Origin of the sequence: Pseudoalteromonas sp. MQS005 (genome assembly GCF_001661605.1) — a bacterium.
GTDB classification, from domain to species: Bacteria; Pseudomonadota; Gammaproteobacteria; order Enterobacterales; family Alteromonadaceae; genus Pseudoalteromonas; species Pseudoalteromonas tetraodonis.
This window is the reverse complement of the sequence record NZ_LYRQ01000011.1, coordinates 1-26,228: the sequence shown is the minus strand read 5'-3', so window position 1 is coordinate 26,228 and position 26,228 is coordinate 1. Positions and strand designations below refer to the sequence as shown.

26 protein-coding genes are annotated in these 26,228 nt (G+C 40.5%); 15 read left to right on the top strand and 11 right to left on the bottom strand.

Annotated elements, in window-relative coordinates:
- From mrdA to A9479_RS05635, 8 genes are all read left to right on the top strand, one after another.
- On the top strand, positions 1-1,881 hold the full coding sequence (gene mrdA / locus A9479_RS05670; protein ID WP_064662911.1) for a penicillin-binding protein 2: 1,881 nt from the start codon (positions 1-3) through the stop codon (positions 1,879-1,881).
- The gene (rodA, locus tag A9479_RS05665; RefSeq protein ID WP_013465351.1) at positions 1,878-2,984 is read left to right on the top strand and encodes a rod shape-determining protein RodA; all 1,107 of its coding nucleotides are present in this window, start codon (positions 1,878-1,880) and stop codon (positions 2,982-2,984) included. Before mrdA ends, rodA begins: the two co-directional genes overlap by 4 nt.
- On the top strand, positions 2,984-3,745 hold the full coding sequence (locus A9479_RS05660; protein WP_028834084.1) for a septal ring lytic transglycosylase RlpA family protein: 762 nt from the start codon (positions 2,984-2,986) through the stop codon (positions 3,743-3,745). The genes rodA and A9479_RS05660 overlap by 1 nt, the downstream gene beginning before the upstream one ends.
- A gap of 53 nt (positions 3,746-3,798) precedes the next feature.
- On the top strand, positions 3,799-4,959 hold the full coding sequence (locus tag A9479_RS05655; RefSeq protein WP_028834083.1) for a serine hydrolase: 1,161 nt from the start codon (positions 3,799-3,801) through the stop codon (positions 4,957-4,959).
- Positions 4,960-5,169: 210 nt separating this feature from the next.
- Positions 5,170-5,448: a DUF493 family protein YbeD gene (gene ybeD, locus A9479_RS05650; protein ID WP_016898950.1), complete on the top strand. Its 279-nt coding sequence runs from the start codon at positions 5,170-5,172 to the stop codon at positions 5,446-5,448.
- A 19-nt stretch (positions 5,449-5,467) separates the two neighbouring features.
- Positions 5,468-6,121, top strand: coding sequence for a lipoyl(octanoyl) transferase LipB (gene lipB / locus A9479_RS05645; protein WP_016898951.1), 654 nt, complete (start codon positions 5,468-5,470; stop codon positions 6,119-6,121).
- The gene (gene lipA / locus A9479_RS05640; protein WP_013465357.1) at positions 6,118-7,083 is read left to right on the top strand and encodes a lipoyl synthase; all 966 of its coding nucleotides are present in this window, start codon (positions 6,118-6,120) and stop codon (positions 7,081-7,083) included. Before lipB ends, lipA begins: the two co-directional genes overlap by 4 nt.
- Positions 7,084-7,250: 167 nt before the next feature.
- Positions 7,251-7,490 (top strand): hypothetical protein, encoded by a 240-nt coding sequence (locus A9479_RS05635; protein WP_008109433.1) that lies wholly within the window; start codon positions 7,251-7,253, stop codon positions 7,488-7,490.
- Between the two features lie 105 nt (positions 7,491-7,595).
- Here A9479_RS05635 and A9479_RS05630 read toward each other — a convergent pair whose 3' ends face one another.
- The 5 genes from A9479_RS05630 to A9479_RS05610 form a co-directional block, all read right to left on the bottom strand.
- Entirely contained in the window at positions 7,596-8,669 is a 1,074-nt protein-coding gene (locus A9479_RS05630; RefSeq protein ID WP_064662910.1) for a phosphotransferase enzyme family protein, read from the bottom strand.
- A 209-nt stretch (positions 8,670-8,878) separates the two neighbouring features.
- Complete coding sequence (locus A9479_RS05625; protein ID WP_013465360.1) at positions 8,879-9,754, bottom strand: NTP transferase domain-containing protein; 876 nt, start codon at positions 9,752-9,754, stop codon at positions 8,879-8,881.
- A 15-nt stretch (positions 9,755-9,769) separates the two neighbouring features.
- Positions 9,770-10,219: a flavodoxin gene (locus A9479_RS05620; RefSeq protein WP_013465361.1), complete on the bottom strand. Its 450-nt coding sequence runs from the start codon at positions 10,217-10,219 to the stop codon at positions 9,770-9,772.
- Entirely contained in the window at positions 10,220-10,984 is a 765-nt protein-coding gene (truC, locus tag A9479_RS05615; protein ID WP_013465362.1) for a tRNA pseudouridine(65) synthase TruC, read from the bottom strand.
- Positions 10,977-11,297: a YqcC family protein gene (locus A9479_RS05610; RefSeq protein ID WP_013465363.1), complete on the bottom strand. Its 321-nt coding sequence runs from the start codon at positions 11,295-11,297 to the stop codon at positions 10,977-10,979. The genes truC and A9479_RS05610 overlap by 8 nt, the downstream gene beginning before the upstream one ends.
- 103 nt (positions 11,298-11,400) lie before the next feature.
- On the opposite strand from A9479_RS05610, the gene A9479_RS05605 reads away from it, so the two are divergent.
- Both A9479_RS05605 and A9479_RS05600 read left to right on the top strand, forming a co-directional pair.
- A complete protein-coding gene (locus A9479_RS05605) occupies positions 11,401-12,429 on the top strand; it encodes a DUF3549 family protein (protein ID WP_013465364.1) in 1,029 nt (342 codons plus the stop codon).
- On the top strand, positions 12,430-12,729 hold the full coding sequence (locus tag A9479_RS05600; protein WP_013465365.1) for a DUF3301 domain-containing protein: 300 nt from the start codon (positions 12,430-12,432) through the stop codon (positions 12,727-12,729).
- A gap of 597 nt (positions 12,730-13,326) precedes the next feature.
- Here the strand turns inward: A9479_RS05600 and A9479_RS05595 are convergent.
- Entirely contained in the window at positions 13,327-13,983 is a 657-nt protein-coding gene (locus A9479_RS05595) for a GNAT family N-acetyltransferase (protein ID WP_028834078.1), read from the bottom strand.
- 295 nt (positions 13,984-14,278) lie between these two features.
- Between A9479_RS05595 and A9479_RS05590 the strand changes: the two genes are divergently transcribed.
- From A9479_RS05590 to A9479_RS05580, 3 genes are all read left to right on the top strand, one after another.
- Complete coding sequence (locus A9479_RS05590; protein WP_013465367.1) at positions 14,279-14,515, top strand: DUF2789 domain-containing protein; 237 nt, start codon at positions 14,279-14,281, stop codon at positions 14,513-14,515.
- Between the two features lie 97 nt (positions 14,516-14,612).
- The gene (locus A9479_RS05585; RefSeq protein ID WP_024601586.1) at positions 14,613-14,879 is read left to right on the top strand and encodes a hypothetical protein; all 267 of its coding nucleotides are present in this window, start codon (positions 14,613-14,615) and stop codon (positions 14,877-14,879) included.
- A gap of 13 nt (positions 14,880-14,892) precedes the next feature.
- Positions 14,893-15,666 (top strand): Zn-ribbon-containing protein, encoded by a 774-nt coding sequence (locus A9479_RS05580; protein ID WP_064662909.1) that lies wholly within the window; start codon positions 14,893-14,895, stop codon positions 15,664-15,666.
- Positions 15,667-15,722: 56 nt separating this feature from the next.
- Here A9479_RS05580 and syd read toward each other — a convergent pair whose 3' ends face one another.
- Positions 15,723-16,262 carry a SecY-interacting protein gene (gene syd / locus A9479_RS05575; RefSeq protein WP_016898959.1) on the bottom strand — a complete coding sequence of 180 codons (540 nt, stop codon included), beginning with the start codon at positions 16,260-16,262 and terminating at the stop codon, positions 15,723-15,725.
- A 59-nt stretch (positions 16,263-16,321) separates the two neighbouring features.
- On the opposite strand from syd, the gene queF reads away from it, so the two are divergent.
- Positions 16,322-17,167: an NADPH-dependent 7-cyano-7-deazaguanine reductase QueF gene (gene queF, locus A9479_RS05570; RefSeq protein WP_028834075.1), complete on the top strand. Its 846-nt coding sequence runs from the start codon at positions 16,322-16,324 to the stop codon at positions 17,165-17,167.
- A gap of 43 nt (positions 17,168-17,210) precedes the next feature.
- Here queF and A9479_RS05565 read toward each other — a convergent pair whose 3' ends face one another.
- The 3 genes from A9479_RS05565 to A9479_RS05555 all read right to left on the bottom strand — a co-directional run bounded on the left by A9479_RS05565 (position 17,211) and on the right by A9479_RS05555 (position 23,800).
- Positions 17,211-18,095, bottom strand: a complete 885-nt coding sequence (locus A9479_RS05565) for a peptidylprolyl isomerase (protein WP_064662908.1) — start codon at positions 18,093-18,095, stop codon at positions 17,211-17,213.
- Positions 18,096-18,386: 291 nt separating this feature from the next.
- Positions 18,387-22,073 (bottom strand): translocation/assembly module TamB domain-containing protein, encoded by a 3,687-nt coding sequence (locus A9479_RS05560; RefSeq protein ID WP_064662907.1) that lies wholly within the window; start codon positions 22,071-22,073, stop codon positions 18,387-18,389.
- Complete coding sequence (locus A9479_RS05555; protein ID WP_064662906.1) at positions 22,073-23,800, bottom strand: autotransporter assembly complex family protein; 1,728 nt, start codon at positions 23,798-23,800, stop codon at positions 22,073-22,075. Before A9479_RS05555 ends, A9479_RS05560 begins: the two co-directional genes overlap by 1 nt.
- Before the next feature lie 192 nt (positions 23,801-23,992).
- Between A9479_RS05555 and A9479_RS05550 the strand changes: the two genes are divergently transcribed.
- On the top strand, positions 23,993-24,325 hold the full coding sequence (locus tag A9479_RS05550; RefSeq protein WP_008109396.1) for a ribonuclease E inhibitor RraB: 333 nt from the start codon (positions 23,993-23,995) through the stop codon (positions 24,323-24,325).
- Between the two features lie 36 nt (positions 24,326-24,361).
- Here the strand turns inward: A9479_RS05550 and A9479_RS05545 are convergent, their stop codons facing one another.
- A complete protein-coding gene (locus tag A9479_RS05545; RefSeq protein WP_064662905.1) occupies positions 24,362-26,113 on the bottom strand; it encodes a DEAD/DEAH box helicase in 1,752 nt (583 codons plus the stop codon).
- Between the last annotated feature and the right edge of the window lie 115 nt (positions 26,114-26,228).

Here is a 26,228-nt window from a genome sequence, read left to right as displayed (position 1 = left end):
ATGCTAAAACGAAGACCCACCATTCGCGACCACTCAGCAGAAGCTAATTTATTTGCTCGGCGTGCATTCGTGGGTTTTATTTTTATATTAGTCCTTGTAGCAATATTGCTGTCTAACTTGTATAAAATTCAGGTAGATGATCATCAAGATTATCAAACTCGTTCTAATGATAACCGTATAAAAGTTATACCTGTAGCCCCCAATCGCGGTTTAATTTACGACCGCAATGGTGTTTTACTAGCCGAAAATAAGCCCGTTTATAACCTTGAGGTGATCCCCGAAGAAGTTGATGATTTAACCGCCTCTTTGAAGTCTATCAGCAAAATCATTGAAATAACCGAGCAGCAACAAGCTGATTTTCTTGATGATATAAAACATACTCGACGTTTTAAAAGTCAAGTCCTCAAAGCCCGTTTAAATGAAAACGAAGTAGCGATGTTTTCAGTAAACCAACATAAGTTCCCAGGCTTTAGTATTGAGGCACGCCTAGCGAGATATTACCCCTTTGGCGATACTTTAACCCATGCATTAGGCTATGTCGCAAAGCTCAATAGAAAAGAATTAAACAAGCTTGAACAACAAGATGAAGCCACAAACTACCGAGCCACGCATGATATTGGTAAACTGGGTATCGAAAAATACTACGAGCCGTTATTACATGGCCAAGTTGGCTCACAACGAGTTGAAGTTAATAACCGCGGCCGAATTATCCGCACTTTAAGTATGGATCCACCGCAAGCGGGTGACGACTTAGTACTTACTCTCGACATTGGTTTACAACAAATAGCCCAACATGCACTTAAAGATATGCGCGGCGCTATTGTGGTAATGGATGCAAAAGATGGCGGCGTTTTAGCGCTGTATTCAAACCCGAGTTATGATCCCAATTTATTTGTGCACGGTATTAGCAGTAAAGACTACAAAGCCTTACTCAACCCTGATCGTCCACTGATCAATCGCACGACTCAAGGTCGCTACGCACCAGCATCTACTGTTAAACCACACATGGCTATTTTGGCATTAGAAGAAAATATAGTGCAAGAAACCACCAGCATGTGGGATCCGGGCTTTTTTCAAATTCCCAACGTAGAGCATAGATGGCGTGATTGGCGACGTTGGGGCCATGGCCATGTGGATGTTTATAAAGCAATAGAAGAGTCATGCGATACCTACTTTTATGACGCAGCCTATCGAATGGGGATCACAAAAATAAGTAATTTTATGGCTCGCTTTGGCTTTGGTGAATTATCCGGTATTGATATTCATGAAGAAACAACCGCTATTTTACCCTCAAAAGAGTGGAAAGAAGCCCGTTTTAAAGAGTCTTGGTGGCCTGGAGATACTATTTCTGTAGGAATTGGCCAAGGTTATTGGACTGCCACCCCCATTCAAATAGCGAATGCCACTAATATTTTAGTTAACAGAGGGATAAATCACCCTCCTCATTTAGTGCAAGTTGCTAAAAAAGAAGATCAAATTACTCAGCTCAATAATGAAGAAAAACCGCCGGTTGTACTCAATAATGAAGATAACTGGCGCATCGCGATTGATGCCATGCATAACACCGTTAAAAAAACCACCGGAACTGCCCATCGTGCATTTAAAGGGGCTACTTATGACCCTGCAGGTAAAACCGGTACTGCCCAAGTGGTGAGTATTGCTCAGGGCGAGCGTTACGACGCCGATGCACTCAAAGAGCGCCAACGCGACAACGCCATTTATATAGGTTTTGCCCCGTTTAATAACCCACAAATTGTTGTCTCTATTGTGGTAGAAAATACCGGTGGGGGAAGCTCAGTAGGTGCGCCCATTGCGCGCCAATTAATGGATTACTATTTTGCAGCTAACCCAATCCAATCTTCAGGGGACAAAGCACCATGACAGCTTTACATGATAAGCGCTCTATTTGGCTGCGACTGCATATTGATTTGCCACTTTTTATTGCGTTATTGCTGATGATGGCCGGTAGTATCACCATTGTATACAGCGCCTCAGGGCAAGACTCTGCCATGATGGTTCGCCATATTACGCGAATGGCTGGCGCCATTATAGGTATGTTTGTACTCGCTCAAATTCCACCAGCGACTTTAAAACGCTTAGTTATTCCCATGTATTGCCTAGGATTACTCATGCTGGTTGGGGTACTGCTATTTGGTGTAAGTTCTAAGGGAGCTCAACGCTGGTTAGATTTAGGCATTACTCGCTTTCAACCCTCGGAGCTAATGAAACTAGCGGTTCCGATGATGGTTGCTTGGTATATTGGCCGCCACCATTTGCCGCCGCGTCCGTTACATTTAGTCATTGGCTTTGCCATTGTTATGCTGCCTACCCTACTAATTAAAGAGCAACCTGATTTGGGTACCTCAATTTTGATTGCCAGTTCCGGTGTATTTGTGTTGTTTTTGTCAGGCTTAAGCTGGCGTTTAATCGGTTTTTTAAGCTCGGTTGTTGCTTTGGCAGCATGGCCATTTTGGCACTACGGTATGCACGATTATCAAAAGCAAAGGGTACTGACCTTTTTAGACCCTGAGAGCGATCCGCTGGGTTCTGGCTATCATATTATTCAATCAAAAATTGCCATTGGTTCAGGCGGTATCGAAGGTAAAGGTTGGCTGCAAGGCACGCAATCGCAACTAGAATTTTTACCTGAACGACATACTGACTTTATTTTTTCAGTACTGAGTGAAGAGTTTGGCTTATTTGGTGTGTGTGTTTTACTTAGTTTATATTTATTTATTATTGGCCGTGGACTGTATATTGCGGTTAACGCACAAGATGCGTTTGGTAAACTATTAGCCGGCTCACTCACGCTCACATTTTTTGTTTATATTTTTGTAAATATTGGCATGGTATCGGGTTTGTTGCCTGTTGTAGGTGTACCGTTGCCATTAATTAGTTATGGCGGTACCTCAATGGTGACCCTGATGGCTGCATTTGGCATTATTATGTCGATTGCCACAGATAAAAGGATGCTCTTAAAATAATGCGCCTTTACAAACAACTTATAATTATTATTCTCGTTAGCCTCTTTTTAAGTGCATGCAGCAGTTCAAATAGTCGTTACAGCATGCGCCATGATGCGGCGCCGCTTCGTGCACCGACCGAATTAGAAATGCAAGATGCCATTGTTACTCAAGTTATTAAAAGTGCGAGTACTACGCGCCCCTACGAAGTGCTTGGCAAACGTTATACCCCGATGCTCGATGAAACCGGCTATTCAGAAACGGGCATTGCTTCGTGGTATGGCCGTAAATTTCATGGGTATCACACCTCTAACGGCGAAATTTACGACATGTTCGCGATGACCGCAGCCCATAAAACGTTGCCTTTACCTAGTTTTGTGCGGGTAACAAATACGGCTAATGGCAAATCAATTATTGTTCGTGTTAATGACCGTGGCCCCTTTCATGATAATAGAATTATTGACCTTTCTTATGCCGCTGCATACAAACTTGGATACCATAAGTACGGTACAGCAGAGGTTAAGCTAGAAGCCATTACTCTAGCCGATACCCATGCACGAAAAACCTACGTTCAAGTTGCCGCGGGCAGTACCTTAGCCAACATAGAAGCGTTAGCAAGTACACTGCGAGAACAGTATAAGTTACCGACAAATATCGTTGAAAAAGACGCTATTTATAGATTGCACTTAGGGCCAATAAAAGATGCCCAACATGCGCAACAAGTACTAGAAACATTAAAACAAAATCAATTTCAAAACGCGTTCTTGCTTTACACTCAGTAAGCCCTTTAGAATGGGAATACGCATATTTTTAACTTTAACCATTAATGAGTATGATGAAATCTATTAAACATAAAATTCTTACTGGTGTTTGCGGCTTAGTCTGTTCTGCCGCCGTATTTTCAGCCACCGCCCAAATTATTCCAGCGCCTCCTCAAGTTAATGCAAAAGGTTACTTTTTGGTGGACTTCACCACAGGTAAAGTTATTGCAGAAGGCGAGGCTGATACCAAACTCGCACCGGCCAGCTTAACTAAAATGATGACCAGTTATGTAATTGGTACCGAAATTAATGCTGGTAATATTGCGCCTACCGATATGGTTACTGTTAGTGAAAAAGCGTGGGCAAAAAACTTCCCTGAATCATCAAAAATGTTTATTGAAGTCGGTAAACAAGTTAGTGTCGATGATCTTAACCATGGCATTATTATTCAATCAGGAAATGATGCATGTGTTGCTATGGCAGAGCATATTGCTGGTAGCGAAAGCGCGTTTGCAGATTTAATGAATGCTCATGCCGAAAAAATAGGCATGACTAATACGCATTTTGTTAATAGCCATGGCCTTGATACTGATGCGCATTATACAACGCCACGCGACATGGCAACATTAGGGGCCGCACTTATCAGAGATGTGCCTGATGAATACGCTCTATATAAACAAAAGTCTTTTACCTTCAATGGCATAAAGCAATATAACCGCAACTCGTTGTTGTGGGATGAAAGCCTAGATGTAGATGGTATTAAAACGGGTCACACATCTGATGCCGGTTACAGCTTAGTCACCTCTGCAACAAAAAACGACATGCGTTTAATTGCCGTTGTAATGGGCACCTCAAGTGAGCGCGCGCGTAAAGTAGAAAGTAAAAAACTACTAAACTACGGTTTTCGCTTTTTTGAAACAATTACCCCGTATAAAGCCGGCGACAGCTTTGCTGAGCAACGTGTTTGGATGGGCAATAAAGAGAATGTTTCTTTAGGAATTTTAGAAGATACACCTATTACGATTCCTCGTGGTCAGCATAAAAACCTTAAAGCAAACTTTGAGCTAGACGATACCCTTGAGGCACCTTTAGCTAAAGGCACAAAAGTAGGTACTTTATTTTTACAGCTTGAAGGCGAAGATATTGCACAATATCCGCTAGTTACACTTGAAGAAATACAAGAAGGTAGCTTCTTTAGTAAAATATATGACTACTTACGCTTACAGATTATGTAATTGCGAGTAAAGTAATATGAACGCCTCCACTGTGAGGCGTTTTTTTTTGCTTGAAAAGTGCTAGAATGCGCCCCATATATACCAATCGTATTGAATGACTATCATTGGCCTGGGTCAACAATAGCATCATTTCAAGATTGCCATTAGCCTGTCAGTTTTAAGCTTCGCGTTTTAGCAAAGCCAACACTTTTTGTTTGAGGAGTTCCCGTCGTGGTTGAACCTGTTAAAGACACTAAATTTGATGAGTACTTAGAGTACCCTTGCCCATTTACATTTAAAATTATGGGTCTAGCTAATGTAAACTTAACTGATCAAATTTTAGCTAAATTACAACCTATTGCTCCAGGTGATTATGCGCCAAAAGTAAAACCAAGCAGTAAAGGTAATTACGAGTCTGTAACGCTAGTAGCTACTGTAACAAGCGGCAAACACATTGAAGAAATTTACAACGTGATCAGCAACATCGATGACGTACGCCATATGCTTTAATCCATAGTTGAGATTTGTTGTGAGCGAAAACACCCTAATCGTACGCCAACTGGGTCGTCAGCGTTACATGCCGATTTGGCAAAAAATGCAAGACTTTACCGACACCCGTGATGAAAATACTCCAGATGAAATTTGGCTGGTAGAGCACGAAAGTGTATTTACCCAAGGCCAAGCCGGTAAAGATGAGCACTTGCTCGCCCCAGGTGACATTGAAGTGATTAAAGTGGATCGTGGCGGACAAGTAACTTACCACGGCCCAGGTCAGCAAATGATGTATGTATTATTTAACTTACGTCGTTTAAAGATTGGCGTACGAGAGCTAGTAACATGGCTTGAGGAATGTATTATTGAATCCCTTGCTGAGTACGGTATTGATGCATACGCAAAAGCCGATGCACCCGGTGTTTACGTGAACGACAGCAAAATTGCCTCTTTAGGCCTAAGAGTTCGTCGTGGCTGCTCATTTCATGGTTTAGCATTAAATGTTAACATGGACCTAAGTCCATTTTTACGCATTAACCCTTGTGGTTATGCGGGCATGAATATGGTGCAAACTAAAGAATTAAATGGCCCTCAAAACCTTGAAGCTGCAGGTCAAGGGCTGGTAAAACACATGATCAAAAAGCTTAATGCAACACAGGTTAAGCATACTGAAGGGTTTGAAAACGAATGAATAAACCAGTCAAAATGGAACCAGGTGTAAAACTACGCGACGCAGAAAAAATGGCGTTGATCCCCGTTAAAGTTTTACCAACAGAAAAAACCGAAATGCTCCGTAAGCCAGAGTGGCTTAAAATCCGCTTACCCAAGTCAACCGAGCGGATTGACGGCATAAAACAAGCAATGCGTAAGCATGGCCTTCACTCTGTATGTGAAGAAGCCTCGTGCCCCAACTTATCAGAATGTTTTAACCACGGTACGGCGACCTTTATGATTTTAGGGGCTATTTGTACACGTCGTTGCCCATTCTGTGATGTTGCACATGGCCGTCCATTAAAGCCCGATGCAGCAGAGCCTGAAAAGCTTGCACTGACCATTAAAGACATGAAGCTAAGCTACGTAGTGATCACTTCGGTAGACCGTGATGATTTACGTGACGGTGGCGCTCAGCACTTTGCCGATTGTATCCGTGAAATTCGCAAGCACAATCCAGAAATCACCATTGAGATATTAGTCCCTGATTTTCGTGGTCGTATGGACAGAGCGTTGGAAATATTAATTGAAACGCCGCCAGATGTATTTAACCACAACCTAGAAACAGCACCACGTTTGTACAAATTGGCGCGTCCAGGTGCTGATTACAAGTGGTCACTTGAATTATTACGCCGCTTTAAAGAAGCACACCCTGAGGTTAAAACTAAATCGGGGTTAATGGTTGGCCTTGGTGAAGAAATTAGCGAAATTGAAGAAGTACTGCGTGATTTACGTGAGCATAACGTTGATATGCTAACCGTAGGCCAATACCTACAACCCTCTAAGCATCACTTACCAGTAAAACGCTACGTGCCGCCTGCTGAGTTTGATGCACTAAAAGAGTATGCTGATGAAATTGGCTTTACACACGCGGCTTCTGGCCCGTTTGTACGCTCAAGCTATCACGCCGATCAACAAGCAGCGGGTAAAGAAGTAAAATAAGCCTTGCTGAACAACCGGCTGGTAAATAAGCCTGCTGATTAACAAAAAGCTGCCAACGAGCAGCTTTTTTTGTTTATGGGCGTTATTTTCAGCAAATGTAAAATAAAGTTAGGCTAAAGCGGGGTTACTTGAGATAATTACCGCTGATACCCTTAATTAGGTTCATTATGAAACTATTAGTTCGCAACTTATCTCGTGCTACCACTGAGCATGAACTTCGTACTTTATTTACAGCGCACGGTAAAGTGACCACCTGTAACTTAGTACTCGATAAAGAAACTGGCCAATCAAAAGGTTTTGCTTTTGTAGAAATGCCAAACGACATTGAAGTTAAAGGCGCTATTAAAGCCCTTAATCAAACAACCGTTGATAAAAGCAAAATCCGCGTAAAACTAGCCGATGCTTAATAACGATTGAGGGGTTGGAAGTTTATACGTATTTTCAGCGTTTAACCTCGCTTTATATTGCTCAAAGCTTAGCTTTAACACTTTGAGCAATATAACCAATTGTGCTTATATCTGAGTTAACATCGCCTTTAATACCTGCTGCTTACTTACTATATCCCTGTACAACGCAAATTGATTTTTTGCGCGATCTAAATTGTGTCTCTCATATTTAACACTAAAGTAATTATCGCCGTCTATATAGTCGGTTAAAAAGCGTAAGCCAATCATAAAAGGCATTACTTTAGCACCTAACCAAAAGCTTTGTTTTTCTGCGGCCGTTAATACTAACTTTAATGGTTCAACGTAACCTTTAACAATTGCTGCAAAAATGTCTTCACGAACACCTACTTTTTCAAGCGCTGTTGAATCTTCTTGCTCTGCAGAGCAGAATGTTCTGACCATATCGCCAAAGTCATTAAGCCAATAACCTGGCATACAGGTGTCTAAATCAATCACCGCTTTTGCATCATTTGAATCTGAACAAAATAGCATGTTGTTTATTTTAGTATCGTTATGACACACGCGAATAGGGACTTTTCCAGCTAATGCATTGAGCTCATCAATGAGTGAGAACTGCGACAAGCAAAAATCAACCTCCTCCTGACAATGAGCTACACGTTTATGAGGATCGGCGTTAATAACTTGCTTAAAAACCTCTGCACGCATGGCTAAGTTATGAAAGTTAGGGATAACTGCATGTAATTTGTTAGCGTCAAAATCCTCTAATGCTGCAGCAAATTGGCCAAATGCATTAGCCGCGGTTTGCGCTTGGCTAACAGTATTAACCACATCTTCGCTGTAACTGCCACCAATAAACTCAAGGGCTCGCCAAGTATCGTTATTATTATTTACTAAATAGTCATGCTGAGTTGTTGCTACATGCCGCACAATTGCTAAGTTGAACTCACCGACTTGCTGCTTTTTGCTTAAGTGTTGTTCTATTAATCTTGCATTATCAACAAGTAACTGTGGTTTTGGGAATACCACCGTATTGAGCTTTTGTACAACCAATGACCGCTTAGGTGTGCTCAATAACATGGTAGTATTGATATGCCCACTACCAATGGGTTTTATACTCGCATGCTTATCGTCAAGGCCAAAACTCTCAGATAAGTAAACTTCTATAGGAATTGAATTCATTTTCTACTTCACTCTTTTCGCCCAAGGCGACAATAATTTATATCAATTGCATTAAATTAGTGAACGATTACAGCGACAAGGAAATAACGCGATAGCAAGGCGAAAATTATGATACATAGTTGTTCTATATAAATAATTTTTAACGCAGGAAGCGGGTTATTTAATACGCTAGATTGATCATATTTTTAATAAAATTGGTATTAACACCTTTACGCTTGACGCAATGCGCACAAAGTAGCCGCAATGCTTGTCAGTTCTGATTTATAGGTAACACCAAACCAAGGCTCTTTTGCAGTGTATACAAATACAGGCTGTGCTTTTACATTAATCGCTTGCTGGATTTGATCAGGTAAGTAATACTCTTGCTGAGTATTAGCGTTATATTGCTGTAAAAACGTCTCAAAACCTTGTTGCAAATAATCAAAAAAGCACGGCGTGATCCCCCAAAAACTCATAGATCCTAGCGCATCTCGGCTAATTTTTTCACGCAAGCCCTGCGGATTATTTCCAACAATATGTGCAGATTCTTTTTGAATATTTAAATATTCCGTCACTGCAACAAGCTTTCCATCAGCAATGCTACATACCCCGCGATTAACCCCACCGTGCTCAGAGAGGGTATTGATAATCGGGTACCCCACCATTGCCCATTCGGGGCTATTTTTAAAATGCTCACTAAGCAATAAAAATGAAGACGCACCATAATAGTCATCTGCGGTAATAACAATTGCAGGGTTGTTAATATATGCTTTGGCACACAGTAACGCATGCCCTGTGCCCCATGGTTTTATACGTTGCTGTGATAGTGCTTTGTATGCATCAGGAACAAGCGCGTTATGTTGCTCTACTAATACCACGTCAAGGGCTTTAGGTAAGCGAGGTAAAATAGTGTGTTCTATCTCACTGCGAACGGCTTGATTGATGATCAGTACAACCTGTGTCACACCGGCGCGATACGCATCAGTAATGCTTAACTCCATAATCGTGCAATTTAGCCCAGGGATTGCTGCTATTTGTTTATTGCCACCAAAGCGACTACCTAAGCCACCCGCAAGCACAACCAAACTCAGTTTATGTTTTTTCATTTAGAGTCTGCGCATTTATGAGGGTAATTTACCAAGCCAAGCTTGCAACCAAGGCTCAGTTACCGGCCATGGCTCAAAGTCTTCACAGGCATCGATTTCTAGTCGGTTACCAACAGGTTTAGCTTGTAAATCACGTAGTAGCTCATCAAAGCTGCGCCCTGCCCCACAAAACGTATCACCGTAACTTCTATCACCCATGGCAACAATACCAAAAGGCTTGTCTGTTAGCATTGGAAAAGTACTATTTAATTGATGATAAAGATCCGCTAAATTATCAGGAATATCGCCTTGCCCAGTGGTCGAGGTAACAATTAAAATATGCGAAGCATTTTTTATATCATCTAAAGTAGGCTGCTCGAAGACACTAACCTGATGACCAGCTTGCTCTAGCGTGTCGCTAACTTGCTCACTTAATCGCTCTGCACCGCCATACACGCTGCCAACAAAAATACTAATATGTGCCATTTAATAATCCTCTTCTTGTTCTGGCCACCCCAGCTGTTTGCAAATGTTTAACATTGCATCACCCAGCGGCGCTTTAATTGTTATGGGTTCATTATTATAAGGGTGCACAAAGCTAAGCTCTGATGCAAACAACATTAGACGGCGAAGCGAAAAATGCTCCCTAAAAAACTGATTATGCTGGTTATCGCCATGATTTACATCACCAATAATAGGTAAAGACAAGTGCTTTAAATGCCGGCGTATTTGATGTTTGCGACCCGTTTTAGGAAAACACTCTACCAAAGAATAACGAACCGTTGGGTATTTTCCTATTGGGATAGGCAGCGCAGCTTGATGCAAACAATTAAATTGGGTTTGTGCTTCTTGCGCGGCTTTGTCTTGATCAGCAAACTTATCGGCTATTTTGTCGAGTTCTTCTTTTAACGGTTTATCTAAAAAAACAGATTCAGGCGCAAACCCGCGTACCAACGCTAAATAACGTTTTGTTATTGTGCCCTCAATAAATAATTGATTCATATCACGCGCCGCCTCTGAGCTTAATGCAAACAGTAATACACCCGAAGTAGGCCTATCAAGACGGTGAACAGGAAACACATGTTGCCCTATTTGATCGCGCAGCATTTGCATTGCAAATTGGGTTTCATGTTTATCTAAAAATGAGCGATGAACAAGTAGCCCAGAGGGTTTATCTATTGCTACATAATTTTCATCTTGATAAAGAATCGACAGTTCGCCGTATTCAATAGGCTCTGGGCGCTCACTCATTAGGCTCTCCTAAATATGAATCTAATTGGGTCAGTAAAGCGATAATGTCTTCGCTGCCTGATTTATCAGTGAGTGTCATTTGCGCCATCGGGGCGACTGCAAAATTGCGCGGTAACGGCTGCTTGTTGTCAATTAGCCGCTGTAACTTTTCAATAAATACAAACTGCAACCATTGTTCAAATGCCAGTGTATCGTGACAAAACGGTACGCTAGAATCTAATAAATCGGGATTCAGTGGCTCAACCTGCCACAGTTGATGCTTTTTAAGTAGCGCCGCTAATTGCTGTAAATATATGTGGGTTTGCTGGTACATAATCACCCTTTGGTCTGTGTATTATGCAATTATACCCTGTTCCCACAACAGTCGCTATGGCGTATAATTAAGGTAATTTTGTAGTAAAAACAGTTGGAAATCCATGAGTGAACATATAGCTACGTTAGGCCAGCTTTTAGATGGTGCAGGCACTCAATGGCGTGCTTTTGATATTGGCAGGCACATTACCAAGCTTGATAAACAACAATTTTTAGCCGTTGAACAAGCGCAAATTCCTTACCCTTACCCATTAGCAGGTCATGCATGGTTAGCGATTCAGTTTTGGGATAGCAAAGCCAGTAAAGAACCCTATGTGTGGTTCTTAAAATTCCCACTTGATGAGCAAAGTAAGTTAGTAAGCGCCAGCCGTGATCACTTTGCAGATATGGTTATTCAGGCACTAGGAACAGAAATTACCGGCGAGCAAGCCGATGGCACACTCGATAACAACCCTTATGTATTTACTCCGAACGCGAATAAATTAGCGGCGTTTAATGCACAAGTTAAAGTGTTGCTAAAGCAACCAGCGTCTCAATACTACGAGCACGCCCAACTCTACTTTAGTGGCCAAATTGGCTTTGATAATTGGCAAAATGTCGCGTTACAAGGCATTGCCGATTTTGCTTATCGTCTTCATAGTGCTGATAACTTAAAGCACTTACAAGCAGCGTGGCCTAAATTACCAGTTGAAGTATTACAGCCATTAAGTGCAATGCTTGAACACATCGAAATACCGCCCTCGTTAAGTGAGTTATTGTTAAGTTATGGGCAAACCGCCCTTAGTAATAATGATGTTGTTGCGGCCTCTGCCGCGCTGCGTGCAATATCATCAGGGCAAGCAGCAGGGCTTAGCGCACAACTTGTTGACTGCGCGCTTAACTCACCTTTAGGGCAAGATTCTGATATTTTGTTGACCATTGCTGGTCGCTGCTTCAAACAGTTAGAACAGCCACAGCGTTTACATGTGTTTATGGATAACTGTGCGCATCATGAGAAAATAGCTGAATTATTTCCTAGCGTTTTTGCAGATTTAGTTGCAATTGCGACTATTCGCCCTCACTTATTAGCTTTATTACGTGAAGAAAACAGAAGCGAGACATTAGCTCGCGCAATTGGAAGGTTATTCTCTTAAATGGCTAGTTTATGGACGTTCATACTTATTGGTGCTGTAATTTATTTTTTTTGGCTAAATCGTAAAATAGCCGAAGCAGCGAACGTTCATGCCAAACGGCAAAGCGAGCAATTGCAAGTGCAACTTATGAGTGTAGCTTGCAACAAACGTCGATTTGGCATTTTAAAAAGTGGTAAACCGGGCATGAAAAGCGAATTTATTTTTGAGTTTTCAAGTGACGGTGAAAACGCCTACCAAGGGGTATTAATCATGGAAGATGAAAAACTAAAAAGTGTGGTTGTGCCACCACATAGAATATAATTTCTTAGCACAAAAAACTAAGGCGTAACCTCAGTTACGCCCCAATTGCAAACATCCTGTAAGGTATCCTTTACCTATTCCCTGTTTATCATCCTCTGAACGAGCAAACTACCGTGTTTACTCTCCATTGCATCCTGTAATATCCACTTGCCGCCTTGGCTATCCTGCGTAAACTAACGCTCCTGCAATTTCCTATCGCATCATCCTTGGTGTCCTTTAAATAGCTCCCAGCTATTTTAGTACTCCGTGTACTTCCTGTTTCATCCCTGCATCCGTGTTAACTTGTCCTTTGTGCTTCCTGCTAGTAACTACTTAGTTGCCTGATTCCTTATCCGTGGCAGTAGCTCAATCATTGGGCTATGTCGTCTTGACAAAGTAAAGTTTAAAGCAAACGGCTTAGTATGATAGTGAGGAAAACAAAAAAAATTACGGTCATAAAATTGAAAAATAAAAATAACTATAAATAACAATGGCTTGATGTTTTTAAGAAGATAAAATACGGAGTTAAACTGACAAGGCGCACGTTAATGTAAGATATATCTCACGTAAGTGCGCCCTATTTGGAACATTGGCTTACATAATCACAATTCTAAACACCTAGCCTTGTACAGATAGAGCAGTTTTAAAAAGTAATTCACCTTTAACTCGGTTAAATGTGAGCTGCTTAAAGTGCTCAAAGCCTTGTGATTTAAAAAATTGCGTATGTTCGTCACGAGTCACAAATACCGCTATACCAGAGGACTCAGGATTGTCATGTAATAAACCATCTAAGCCTTTAAGTAATTGGCGGCCAAACCCTTGACCATGAAAATGTGGGTCAACGGCGATAAACGCTAAAAAGTAGTAATTGCCTTGCGGCTTTAGTGCATCACGAATAGTTTTTTCTTTTTCAATTAATTGATTCGTTTGCAAATAACCGGCACTTAACATCAACTTTAATCGCCAATGCCAATAACGCTCTGCTTGAAGTTGGCTACTTGACTCAAATACACAAGCAACTGCTTTTAACTTATCGTTACGGTAAAGGCCAATTAAAGGCTGTTTTTCTTGCCAAAAGCTACTGAGCTCTTCGCGAATAAGCGCACGGAGTTTTTTTTCATAGTCCAGAGGGCTTTTTTCGTTATACCCTAGCAGAGTTTGTAAAATAGGGTCATTTTGGTAGGCCTGATATATAAGGCTTGCAGCGGTACTGATATCTTCTGGTGCAATATGTTGCACGCTAAACGTGTCTGTGGATTCTGCTGTGGCTGTCATTTTATTTCCTTTATTATTTTATACCCTTTGTCATTACGCCGCGTAACTTGTTTGGGATTAATTTTGAACTACAACGATGACCAAATGCTCATATAACTATATACCTAAGTGGGACAAATAAGCGAATTTACATTTTAGTTAGTACGCTCATCCACTGCATTGAGTCAGATCATGCTTTAGCGACTTACTACTGAGTAAATAAAGCGTAAATTCAGTAAGGGTTAAACTGGCTAGATATATCATTCCCCCCTAGAGTTAATAAGTATTAAGTATTAATTCATTAAGGAGCACGATTATGGATACGACTAAGCACGACATAAATACATTGTTCGCACAATTAGGGTTACCTAATACAGAAGCAGAAATAGATGCATTTATTGCATCGCATGCCATTTCGGATACCACATTATTGCAAGATGCTCCCTTTTGGGATGAAGCCCAACAACACTTTATTGCTGAATCGCTGGCGGTTGATGGCGATTGGAGTGAGGTAATTGACGAACTCGACTCTCGCCTTCGTCAAAATAATTAAATCGCACATTTTAATGTGTCTGAGCCACTTTATTGTTACCATACCTGCTCGCAACTTCCATGTTGCGAGCTTACTTTATTAAAGAGTTATAAATCGAATGAATGCTGCTGTATTTGAAGCTATTAAAGTCCTTCTTGATGAAGGCAAAGTCCCCACTGTTGCACTAACTAAAAGCCGTTTAGTAAAACCACTTCCTATGCCGGTTATTATTGCGGCAGTGAGTCAATATAAAAATAATCCCGATTCAATTTATAATTTAATGAAAACACCCGAGCAAGCAAGTAACTCAGATCCTAAAAACACTCAGTTAGATCGAATTGAGCAAAAACTTGATCGATTACTTGCTTTGCTAGAGCAAAAATAATTTGAGACTATAAATGTTTGTTGTTGATTTAACATTTGATTGCTACCAAGACACAACCCTAGAGCAAGCCGAACAGGCAATAAACCGCTTAGTGAATGCATTACGCTTTAATGGCCAAATCATTGGAGAGGAATTTCCAACGGTTTTAAAAGATGGCTATTTTATTACTCGTGTAATGTGCCCGACCGAAGACGCCATGCACCCACTTAATAACAGTGCGTTTGTTAAACACAGTGTTGAAAAGCTTCATGGCGCTGGTTTGCTTGCTCCCAAAGTAAAGGTCATCGGCCAAGATATTCACTCCAATGGTGCCGATGGCTGTAAAGAGCCATCAAGCTATATTTTATATACCACCTATGTGCATACATGTAGCCCACTGTATTGTGGCGATGACTTTTTACCCGTGCCGCTATTTAATATTCCTGCGATTGCTAATGGTGACTATAAAACACTAATTAAATGGCAAGAAGATTGGCAAGCGTGCGATCAAATTCAAATTAATGGTGCAACACGCTGTGAATTTCCAGCGCTTGAAGAAATAGCCAGCACCCAAAGTGATTTATACCGCCGTGGTAAAGATATAACTAAACGGATTAGTTTTTTAACTAAAAAGCCTGTTTACTATTATTTATACCGTGTAGGGGGGGTTGATAAAGCCTCTGAACTTGAGCGTAAATGCCCGAGTTGCCATGGTGAATGGAAATTACCCGAGCCTTGGTTTGGCTTGTTTGATTTTAGGTGTGAACCGTGTGGTTTAGTCTCTAATATTTCGTGGGATTTTCAATAAATCCCACACTTAAGGTGCTATGTCTAAAAACATCACACCTCAAAACTACCTTATAATTATACTGTCAACGACGCTATAAATTCACTGAGGTTTTTGGCAAGTACATGATGTGGCTTTTTACCTACATACTCTAGGCACACCTCACCTGTTTCTACTAATACGGTAACAAGCAAATCGTCTTGGTCGGTTAACCCAATAAATACACTTGGCGCTTGTTTGAGTTTACGTTTCATTAAAACATGGCCGGTGATATTTTGTTGCAGTAGGTCAAAATCATCTTCATTCCATGCTTGTAATAATTCCACTTGATGTCCGTCAATATTGGCTACAACACTGCCAGCAAACATATGGCCATAAAATTGACTCAACGCCTCTGGAAACTCAAGCTCCAATGCGTTAGCGAGATCGATTAATGAACCTGTAGGCTCTCTAACTATCGCTTGCCACTGGATCATGCCATGTTCATCGGCGCTACCTATTTCACATGGGCTTGGCCATTGCTCATCGTGGACGATTAATGGGCGCTTTTGTGTATTAGTAATCGTTTGTTCGCTAAATTTTTCGTGAAGTTGAGCTAATTGCATTGCAACAGACATACTGTGAAACTCATTTAATTTATATATAATGCATCCATTGTAACTATTTAAGAGCAAACATGACAGATTACAGCAATTCTCCCGATCTTAAAGGCAGCGTACTTGGTCAATCTACTGAGTATGTCGATCAATACACGCCCAGCTTGCTTTTTCCTATTGCTCGCAAGCTTAATCGCGATTCATTAAGTATTGATGAAACTGCGCTGCCGTTTAAAGGCCAAGACATATGGACAGGTTACGAACTGTCTTGGTTAAATACTAAAGGTAAGCCTCAAGTTGCGGTGGCATTGTTTACTTTCGAATGTCAAAGTAGTCATATTATTGAATCAAAGTCGTTTAAGCTTTATTTAAACAGCTTTAATCAAAGCCGTTTTGGGAGTATTGAAATTGTTAAACAACATTTAATTGACGACTTATCCAATGCGGTAAACAGCCCTGTAAAGGTAACCTTATACAGCGCTGATGACTACAATTGTATTCCTTGCACACCGCTTCCAGGTGAGTGTATTGATGAGTTAGATATTGAGATAGATAACTACCATATTGATGCCCATTCACTTAAATCACAAAGCAATAAAATAGTCACCGAAACTTTGCATAGCCACTTGCTTAAGTCTAACTGTTTAATTACTTCACAACCGGATTGGGCGAGTATTATTATTCGCTATACCGGTGAGCAAGTTTGTCGTGAGTCATTATTACGCTATTTAATTTCATTTAGAACTCACAATGAGTTTCATGAGCAATGTGTGGAACGTATTTACAGCGACTTAACCACTCAACTCCATATTAAAGAACTTGAAGTATACGCTCGTTATACGCGCCGTGGTGGGCTTGATATAAACCCATATCGCTCAACACATTATAACGAAACCCCATTTTCGGTAAAAATAAACCGTCAATAAGTGTCGCGTTACCTTAACAAAAAAGGAGCCTGAGGCTCCTTTTTTAGTCATTAAGTTGCTTAGTTGGCACCGCCATGCCACACACATCAATATAATTATGGCTGTACGCAAACCATTCCTCGCTGCGGTTACCCCGAGCAATAATTAATTGTTTGAATGAATTAGAGTCTGTTTTCATTACTTTAAATTGGCTGCTATCGTCTGCTAAATCCGCTAATACTTGTAGATCAGTAATGGGGTTAAACTCGGTATTTTCAGTTGGCGTTCGCGCTAGCTGATGAAAATGTGCCATGCCTTTAAGCACCCGACCAAACACGGTAATATTTTTGTCTAAATAACGCGGCCCTTGACCTATGGTGACAAAAAACTCACTGCTGGCACTGTTTATATCGTTATCGCGCGCCATTGCAAATATGCCATGACAATGGACTTGCCACGTTTGTGTATGCGCTTGGTTTTGTGCAACCGCAAAGCCACCTAAAAACCCCGTTACCGGTGCATAACCATCACTGCCCATCTCGGTTATTGAAAGTGGCTCAGTGGTGGTTAAATAAAATTCCGCTGGCACCGTGTTATGTTTAGTTTTGGCTAACTTTTTACCCGTACTATCGCCACCTTGAGCTACAAACCCTTCAACAAAACGGTAAATGTGAGTACCTTGATAAAAGCCTTGTCTTGCCAGTTTTTTAATATTCGCAGTGTGTTTAGGCGCAAGTTTGGGGTTAAGCTCAATATATGCAGCGCCTGTGGGCAGGGTTAACTTTAGAATATTCTCTGATTCGACCCATCGCCATTCATCATCTTTAGCCGCCGCAATAATCTCACTGCTTGTTAGCTTTTTAGCCGATGAGGCTGGTGATTGAGTACTTTGCTGGGCACACCCACCTAACAAAGCCGACACTAAAAGGGTCACTACACACTTTTTCATACCTTTCCTTTTTAATTGTTATCTATTAGGGTCTGTTGACCTTTCAAGGTTAAATTTGCAGCAGCCTGTTTGGTATTTAGGTAAGGCAGAGCCTATGTGGTGTGGTTATTCCCCATAAATAGGCGATAACGCAGCATCAATGCCAAACAGGCGCTGCCCTTCGGGTTCTGCCTAGGGGCAATTTACTCTTTGTTACTCGGTTTTTACTTAGCCCACTAGGTTACAAACCTCGCGCCGCGATTAAACCGCCCCTAGTTTGAACAAATTTTAATCCGCAAAGGTCAACAGACCCTAGTCCCAATCAAACTTATACAGTATGTCTACGTTTTGGTATAAGCCACTGGTTATTTCTATGTATAGTTTAGAGAGTAACTGGTAGCGCACAGCCACTTCACTGAGTGAGTCGAACACCCCGACACTGTACTTAACCTGTAAGCTTGGGGCTATATAACCCGATATCTCTACTTTTGTTTGTTCACCACTGCCTTTAGAGCTTAAGCTTACATCAGATAAACCAAAGGTTTCACCCACCTTAGAAACCACTCCCTCACTGCGACTCACGCCTTGAGAAAGTAATAATTGAGTTAACATAGCATCTGTAGAGCTGTCGCCCTCTCCTAATGGTTGCCCATTGAGTAAATAGGCTAAGGCTTGGGCTTGATCCATCGCAGGCTCAGAAAATACTTTTAACGTAGGTTGCTCAACACTGCCGGTTAAAGTCACCCCGGCAATCACACCATCAGCGGTATTATCTGGGTTACGAATCGCTTTAATGTTGAGATACGGTTTGTCGATTGCGCCACTAAAACCTACTTGCCCTGTTCTAATTATCAAGTCTTGCCCGAAGGCTAAATACGTCCCTTCTATTAAATTAAGCTCTCCGGTTGCAATAATTGGCGTACCTTGGCTCATTTTAAGCGCTAAATCACCAGTTACTTTAGACTTGAGTCCAAACGATTCGACTTTTACATCATTTTTTACTGTTACTTTTAAGTCTACATCATAATCAAAAGGGACTTTTTTAGCCGCTTGTGTTTTTTGATCAATAATTATTTCATCATCGCTTACTTGCACTGCGCCCTCGGGCAACTCTTCAATTTCTATACGCCCATAAGGTACAACCACTTCACCAACAAGGTTAAGCGCGTTATCTGCTATGCCGATTTTTAGATCGGGTGATACTTTAAATATCACACCCTGCTGCGCTCTAACAAAAAACTCATTGCCAACAACTGCAACATTAACCGCGGGTTGCTCACCTTGCCAATCAACATCACCGGTAAGTTTAACTTGCCCGCCTTGAGGATCACTTAAGTTACCTTTAATCGTTGCCGTGGTTTTATTAAATAAAATATGTATATTAGAGTCTTTAAGTGCAACGGGTAATTGCTCTCCCTCTAAATTAATGTCTGCTATATTAAGCTCACCATCTAACTGAGGATCTTTGAGCGTTCCTGCTAATGTAACCTGTCCGCTGATTGCCCCTTTAAGTTGCTCAAGCGTATCTAAAAATGGCTGAATGTCTGAAAGTAAAATTTTATCTATATTAACGTTACCAGAGAGTGTTTGTGTATTTTGAATGTCGTCAATATTTATATCGGTAGCTATTTTACCTAGCACACTGGATGCCAAGTTAGCTTCAATTTTACCAACCTGCGAATCTGAAAAAGCACGAATACTGAGTGTTTCTATTGGGAGTTTAAATCGATCCTCTTCTGAGGTTAGCACTGCATTTAATCCATTAGAATTTACATTGGCTCTGAGTGTTTTAAGTGCACCTGACTGCCAATTAGCAGCAAAATCACCTGTTAAGTCTCCGCGTGTGCGAATATTATCTGGTAATAAGTGCTTAAGCTCTGCAAGTGAGAGGTTAGCAAGCTTTGCATTAAACTGCCCTAGCGCTTTTCTTTGCGACAAGGTATCTATACACAACTTACTTTGAGCTGATTGCCAACAATGAGCGCTCACATCAAAATCCCCGTTTTGTGTATTCACCATAACGGATATTTTTTTAGTATTATTAAAACTCAGCTTTTTATCACTAAGGGTTATGTCACTTAGCTCACCATTCCAAATGGCATTTTTCATTTTGCCATTAAGCTCAAGTTCCACCGCGCCTTTTTCGGCATCAATCGACGCGCTAAGTTGATGATCTGTTTTATCACCACTGGCAGCTATGTTTATATTATTAATTTGCTGCCCAGCGACCAGTGCAGATGCAACATTAACACTGAGATCAGTTTGCCAATCAGCGGCCGTATCTAGTTGAGATTTTATAGCAAGTTTATTAATGTTTATCTCATTAAAAATAAAACGCTCTAGTATGACGGCTAAGTTAACCGAAGGGGTTAATCTGTTGCCGCGTACTTTTAAATCCGCTTTACCGTTAGCAATAAAAGGAAGGTTAGCCTGCTCATCACTATTAAGCGTGATATCACCGTCAACTTGCCATGTATCATCTACCTGCCCATTCAAAGTTAACTTGTTAGCACCACTACTTAAATAAAAACTATCGATATCCGCTTTTAATTGATTATCTAACTTAAAGTTTGCAGCAAACTCTAAGGGAACGTTGTTTAAAAAGCCAGCTAGCTTAGTATTGTTCATTTGTAGCTGCCAGGTATCGGCTTGAGCGTTAAATACGCCTTTAAACGTCCCTGAAACATCACTGGTTAGTGCATCGGTTAAGTATTGCGCTTTTAAATTTGATAAAACGCCGGTAAAGTCCGCTTTAATTCCCTGTTGCCAATCAAGCTGTGCTTGAATATTCGCAGCGCTATCGTTAGTTTTTAAAGCAAGCGTTTCAAGCGTTGCCTTGGTTAGTGTGCCTTTTAGCTGAGCGTTTAAATCTACACTTGGATAAGCATCTAGCTGAGTATTACCCGTTAAACTTAATTGATAGTCGTTAGCATTACCTTGGGCACTTAAATTGATGTTTTTAACCTTTAGCTCATTATTTTGTGTATTAATAAGCCATTGATTAATTTTGCCATTAACACTAAAGGGATAGTTTTTCTGTTTGAGGTTGGCTGTTGCTCTCAAATTTAAAGGAAATAATCCTGTGGTATCAAGCGCAATGTTAAGCTTGGCTAGATCACCATTTATATCAAGAGTAGCTCTGTGTTCATTCCCTTTTAAGCTAATGTTGCCGTTAATAGGCATAGCCCCTTCCAGTGTTGCATCAAGCTGAGTATTTAACTGCCACTGCTGATAACCTGCCGATAGTGACTGTACTTTAATAGTGGCATCTTCTACGCTCATTTGCAGGGCAATATCATTAATTGAATAGTGTTGCTCGCCCTGATTTATTGTCACGTTGGTGATATTGAACTGCTCAACATTGATGTTAAGTGGCGAGATAAAATCGATATTAGGTAAAGCTGGTAATTCCTTAATAGCCGTTGTTGTTTGTTGATTAGCCGCTGCTTGTTGAGCTGCGGTTTGCTCTTTTAATACCACATTAATACGAGGAATGGTTAAGCGTTTAATTGTAACATCAGACCCTTCAGCCTTTGCCGACAATTGCAGAGTGTTAAGTGTTACATTTGCACTTGAATGATTTAAAATAAATTCATCAATAGCTAGATTTTTTAATGCAATATTAAAGGGTAAGGTTATTTTTTCTACTGCTGCGGTTGGCGTCTCATCTTTATTTTCAGCGCTTTTTGGCAAGGTTAATTTAATCGACTTAGCGCTTAAATTATCAATACAAATACCATCACATTGCCACCAAAATAAATCTATCTTTAGTTGCTGTGCATTAACGCTTAAGCCATTTTGGTCAAACTGTAAGTTAAATGCGTCATTGTATAAAAATCGGCCATTTTTTATTTCAATGGTTAATCCATCAACCAATTTATTCGCTGTATAAGCAAGCAATTGATTACCAGGGGCGGTAAACAAAACGCAAAACAGTGTAACTAACAGCGTTGCTAAAACGGCGCTAATTATCGCCGTTACTTTTTTAAATACTGACATTAAATTTCAGGCCCTATGGTAATACTTAAACGGGTACTTTTACTTTCTTTTGTGAGCCCCCACGCGTGATCAACTCTTATCGGACCAACCGGTGTTAAATAGCGAAAACCAAATCCTGCACCTACCTCAAATTGTTCTGAAAAATCATTGGTTGCGGTCCCCCCATCAACAAACAGCGCAGCCCGCCAATTTTTAGCAAATTGGTAGTTGTATTCAACGGTACTCGCTAATAAATATTTACCACCAATACGCTCACCCTGCTCGTTTTGCGGAGAAATCGACTGATAAGCAAAACCCCTGACACTTTGGTCGCCACCGGCATAAAATCGCAAAGAAAATGGCACGTTATTTATATCATTAACAATCATTGCGCCCACGTTTGCTTTTAAAAAGATCAGATGGCGGTCAAGGTAAGTACGTAACCAAGCATGCTGTAATTGAACTCTAACCAAATTGGTACTTGAGAGTACGCTATCGAGTCCAAACTCAGCTGAAATAGACCACTGCTCCCCCCAATAAGGTGTGGTGCCACCCTTTGATTGTTTACGCGCATAACTGATCCCAGGCATTAACATTTCAGTTGTTTTTTCTTCGTCATCCCCTATGCGGTAGGTTTCTTGCTCACGCCTTAAAAAAGCCGTTCGTACCCATTTATGCTCAGTTAACCACTGGCGCTGTAACTGACCTGTTAGTATTTCACTGTAGGTTTGATTGGTTAATTCATCTTCCAACTTATAACCGACAGAAAAGCGCCATAAATCATCGTTCGGATCATTCACCGGCACGGTGTAAGCCATGGAAATATCTTGCTGTTTTTGAGAAACATTTAAATTGCTTTCAAGATAGTGCCCGTTATCGGTGACCCATGGTTTACTCCATTTAAAACGTACTTTCGGCCCTAAATCTGTACTAAAGCCACCACCAATTTCATAACTATTTTCTGGTTTATGTAACACATCGACTTTTATAGGAACTTGCTTGTTTTTTCTCGCTGTAATATCGGCGTAAATACGCACGCTCTTAAAATAAGGGGTACTTGATAAATCAAGATTATAATCGGCAATATAGGATGCTTTGTACGACTGCCCCATTTTAAATGGCGCCAAAGAGCGGATATATTTTTCGGCTGGAGTATTTCTGGCAATTAAAATATCACCAAATTGATAACGAACACCGCTATCAATAGTAAAAGTAATGGTTGCGCTGTGTTTTTTGAGTGATACTTCAAATTTTCTAACAGGCCATTTTGCATCGAAATATCCATACTCTAGCAACACTGACTCTATTTTTTTATGCGCGCTGCTATAAACCCCATGATTTAAAATATCACCTTGTTTTAAATTAAGATCTTCAATCGTTTTTTGAACGAACGGATCCTGTTTTGCTTCACCATTAATAGTTATATTAAGTGACTCAATACGTGTGGCTGGGCCTCGCTCTATATTTACAACAAGTTCGCGCTCGTCTTTATCAAAATCAATATTTACTACTGGACTGTAATAACCTAAGGCTTTGATACTGTTCTCAACTTGCGTTTTTGCATACCGACGAAGTGTACGGGTTGGTTTTTCACCAACAAGTTGTTTTAAATAAAGTGCAACGTTATTTTCTAAGTCGCCACTGATCCCTTTAATTTCATAATCTTCAATAATATTTTCAGAGGCAATAGAAGACAGGCTTACTAATAAGCAAAAAAAACAAAAAAACTTTAAAAGCTGATTGAACAAGTAAATATCCTTACTGTGGTATCCATAAAATAAACCGCTAGACAGAGATATACTACCATAGCCACAATGAGCCTAACATTAACTTAATCGCAATTAACACTCAAAAATGCAGTCAAAATTTAGTACGCGTTAACGGTTTATTTTGGTTACAATAGCTATAACGAGTACAAAATAAAATTAATGAGTTTTTTAATGCAATTCCCTGATGATGACAATGGCCAGCTACTTGCTGAAATTTCCGCCGCTGGTGTAGATTTAAGTAAAATGCAACAAATTGATTTTTACATTTTATTTGAACAACAGGTTGATGCCGAAAAATTTGCAACTGAGATTGTAAACGATGCATTAGTGCAAACTGCTGATGTTGAGAAATGTAAAGATACCGGTGTTTGGGAGGTAATAGCCCATGTACAAATGGTGCCTGAACATGCACTGTTAGGCCAAGCAGAACAATACATTGAAAGCATAGCGAACAGCTTTAATGGCTATGGTGATGGTTGGGGATTAGACGCAGAAGAGGCATAATCCCTAATTTAAATGATGAATGATATCCAGCTTAGCCTATCGGCTTAGCTGGTTTGCTTTTCTAAAGCTGCCTTTATAATCAAAAAGTTTATCTGCTACTTTCCAGCCATACTTTTTACTTTTTCGAGCAATCACAAAATCCGGTGGTATTAAATCAAACTGGGCTTTTATAACTTGCTCTGCACTGATAAATTCAATTGGTGACTGTCCCTGCCCTACACGCTTACCAAACTGCTGATTAAAGTAATACCGAGCACCTTTGTTTGCTAAATCAAAAACTTCATCACAACTGGCTCCGTCTTCATCAAAATAAGTAACTTTTAACAATTGCTCTTTAAGTTTAGTCACGCTCAAGCCGCTACAACGTAGCACTAATGCATCTTTGAGGTTTAACGCATTACGTAGTTTATCATCAGGATCGGCCATCACAGCACCACAGTCATGGCATTTTCGGGCAGCAATATCATTTTGTGCACCGCACTGCTCACACTCTTTAAAACGAAAACGATAATCGCACTGTTCGGTTAACCCGTTATCGTCTTCTAGCAAACCTTGGCAACGCCTGCCAAAGTGCTCGATTACTTTGCCATCAGCATCTGTTTTGCCCCAAAATATATTGGCAAAGCCACACCCAGGACACAACACTTGCACGGGTTCATTATCGCTATCGCCTTTTTTATCGCCAACTTCTGGGTAGAATAAATCAAAACCATTGCCTGCATAGTCAATCACTAAACAATCATCTTTACCCTCAGCTAACCTCAAGCCTCTACCGACAATTTGCTGGTATAAACTTACCGACTCTGTAGGGCGTAAAATAGCTATAAAATCAACATGGGGGGCATCAAATCCGGTAGTAAGAACGGATATATTCACTAAATACTTTAATTGTTTAGCTTTAAATTGTTTAATTATTTTATCGCGCTCGCTATTAGGAGTATCTCCGGTGATCAGTGCACTGTGATCCTTTGGTAAATAAGCCATTACCTCCTTTGCATGCATAACCGTAGCTGCAAATACCATCACCCCATGACGGCTCTCACTATATTGAATAATCTGCTGTAAAATTGTTTGAGTTGCACGGGTCGATTTTTTTAACAGCGCATTCATATCCTCATTGCTATATTGCCCAAATGCATTACTACTTAAAGATGGAAAGTCATAATGGCTAATCGCAGCATCAACCTCTTTAGGGGGAGTTAAGTAGTTATGCTTAATCATATAGCGCAAAGGTAATTCAAAAATACAGTGTTTGAATGGGCTCTCTTTATTGCCTCTTACAAAGCCATGGTAATGATAATGATAAATCCAGCCTAACCCTAGTCGGTAAGGCGTCGCGGTTAAACCTAATACTTTTAATTCAGAGTTGTGAGATTTAAGCGCATTAATAACTTTTCCGTACTGGCTTTTCTTTTCGCCATTTACTCTGTGGCACTCATCAATAATAAGTAGTGAGTAGTGCTCATTAAGTTTGTCTAAATTACGCGATAACGACTGCACACTGGCAAAAGTGACCTGATGGGTTAACGACTTCTCTTTGAGACCTGCGGAAAATATACTCGCCTCAAGACCAAAGCTTTTATATTTTTGAGCATTTTGCTCCACTAATTCTTTTACGTGCGCCAACACCAATATTTTTTGTTTAGCAATACGCGCAAGTTCTGCTATCACCAAACTTTTACCCGCACCTGTAGGTAAAACAATAACAGCAGGTTCGTTAGTTTTTCTAAAGTGTAAAACGGTGCGTTCAACCGCCTCGCTCTGGTAGGGTCTAAGGGTGTAGGTCATCAAAGGTAAGAATTCTTAATCTAATCAATGGTTAATTTTTAGAAAGACAGCTCTATTTCACATTCGTTTTAATATTTATATTCATAAATAATCAGCTAACTTTGAAACTATTTAT

Excerpts from the sequence above, each read along its gene's own strand:
- rodA (WP_013465351.1), top strand. The coding sequence starts at position 1,878 with ATGACAGCTTTACATGATAAGCGCTCTATTTGGCTGCGACTGCATATT.
- A9479_RS05600 (WP_013465365.1), top strand. The coding sequence starts at position 12,430 with ATGGCTAGTTTATGGACGTTCATACTTATTGGTGCTGTAATTTATTTT.
- A9479_RS05635 (WP_008109433.1), top strand. The coding sequence starts at position 7,251 with ATGAAACTATTAGTTCGCAACTTATCTCGTGCTACCACTGAGCATGAA.
- A9479_RS05605 (WP_013465364.1), top strand. The coding sequence starts at position 11,401 with ATGAGTGAACATATAGCTACGTTAGGCCAGCTTTTAGATGGTGCAGGC.
- A9479_RS05655 (WP_028834083.1), top strand. The coding sequence starts at position 3,799 with ATGAAATCTATTAAACATAAAATTCTTACTGGTGTTTGCGGCTTAGTC.
- A9479_RS05620 (WP_013465361.1), bottom strand. The coding sequence starts at position 10,219 with ATGGCACATATTAGTATTTTTGTTGGCAGCGTGTATGGCGGTGCAGAG.
- syd (WP_016898959.1), bottom strand. The coding sequence starts at position 16,262 with ATGTCTGTTGCAATGCAATTAGCTCAACTTCACGAAAAATTTAGCGAA.
- A9479_RS05595 (WP_028834078.1), bottom strand. The coding sequence starts at position 13,983 with ATGACAGCCACAGCAGAATCCACAGACACGTTTAGCGTGCAACATATT.
- A9479_RS05590 (WP_013465367.1), top strand. The coding sequence starts at position 14,279 with ATGGATACGACTAAGCACGACATAAATACATTGTTCGCACAATTAGGG.
- A9479_RS05625 (WP_013465360.1), bottom strand. The coding sequence starts at position 9,754 with ATGAAAAAACATAAACTGAGTTTGGTTGTGCTTGCGGGTGGCTTAGGT.
- lipA (WP_013465357.1), top strand. The coding sequence starts at position 6,118 with ATGAATAAACCAGTCAAAATGGAACCAGGTGTAAAACTACGCGACGCA.
- truC (WP_013465362.1), bottom strand. The coding sequence starts at position 10,984 with ATGAGTGAGCGCCCAGAGCCTATTGAATACGGCGAACTGTCGATTCTT.
- A9479_RS05550 (WP_008109396.1), top strand. The coding sequence starts at position 23,993 with ATGCAATTCCCTGATGATGACAATGGCCAGCTACTTGCTGAAATTTCC.
- mrdA (WP_064662911.1), top strand. The coding sequence starts at position 1 with ATGCTAAAACGAAGACCCACCATTCGCGACCACTCAGCAGAAGCTAAT.
- queF (WP_028834075.1), top strand. The coding sequence starts at position 16,322 with ATGACAGATTACAGCAATTCTCCCGATCTTAAAGGCAGCGTACTTGGT.
- A9479_RS05580 (WP_064662909.1), top strand. The coding sequence starts at position 14,893 with ATGTTTGTTGTTGATTTAACATTTGATTGCTACCAAGACACAACCCTA.
- A9479_RS05585 (WP_024601586.1), top strand. The coding sequence starts at position 14,613 with ATGAATGCTGCTGTATTTGAAGCTATTAAAGTCCTTCTTGATGAAGGC.
- A9479_RS05565 (WP_064662908.1), bottom strand. The coding sequence starts at position 18,095 with ATGAAAAAGTGTGTAGTGACCCTTTTAGTGTCGGCTTTGTTAGGTGGG.
- A9479_RS05630 (WP_064662910.1), bottom strand. The coding sequence starts at position 8,669 with ATGAATTCAATTCCTATAGAAGTTTACTTATCTGAGAGTTTTGGCCTT.
- A9479_RS05560 (WP_064662907.1), bottom strand. The coding sequence starts at position 22,073 with ATGTCAGTATTTAAAAAAGTAACGGCGATAATTAGCGCCGTTTTAGCA.
- A9479_RS05610 (WP_013465363.1), bottom strand. The coding sequence starts at position 11,297 with ATGTACCAGCAAACCCACATATATTTACAGCAATTAGCGGCGCTACTT.
- A9479_RS05545 (WP_064662905.1), bottom strand. The coding sequence starts at position 26,113 with ATGACCTACACCCTTAGACCCTACCAGAGCGAGGCGGTTGAACGCACC.
- A9479_RS05660 (WP_028834084.1), top strand. The coding sequence starts at position 2,984 with ATGCGCCTTTACAAACAACTTATAATTATTATTCTCGTTAGCCTCTTT.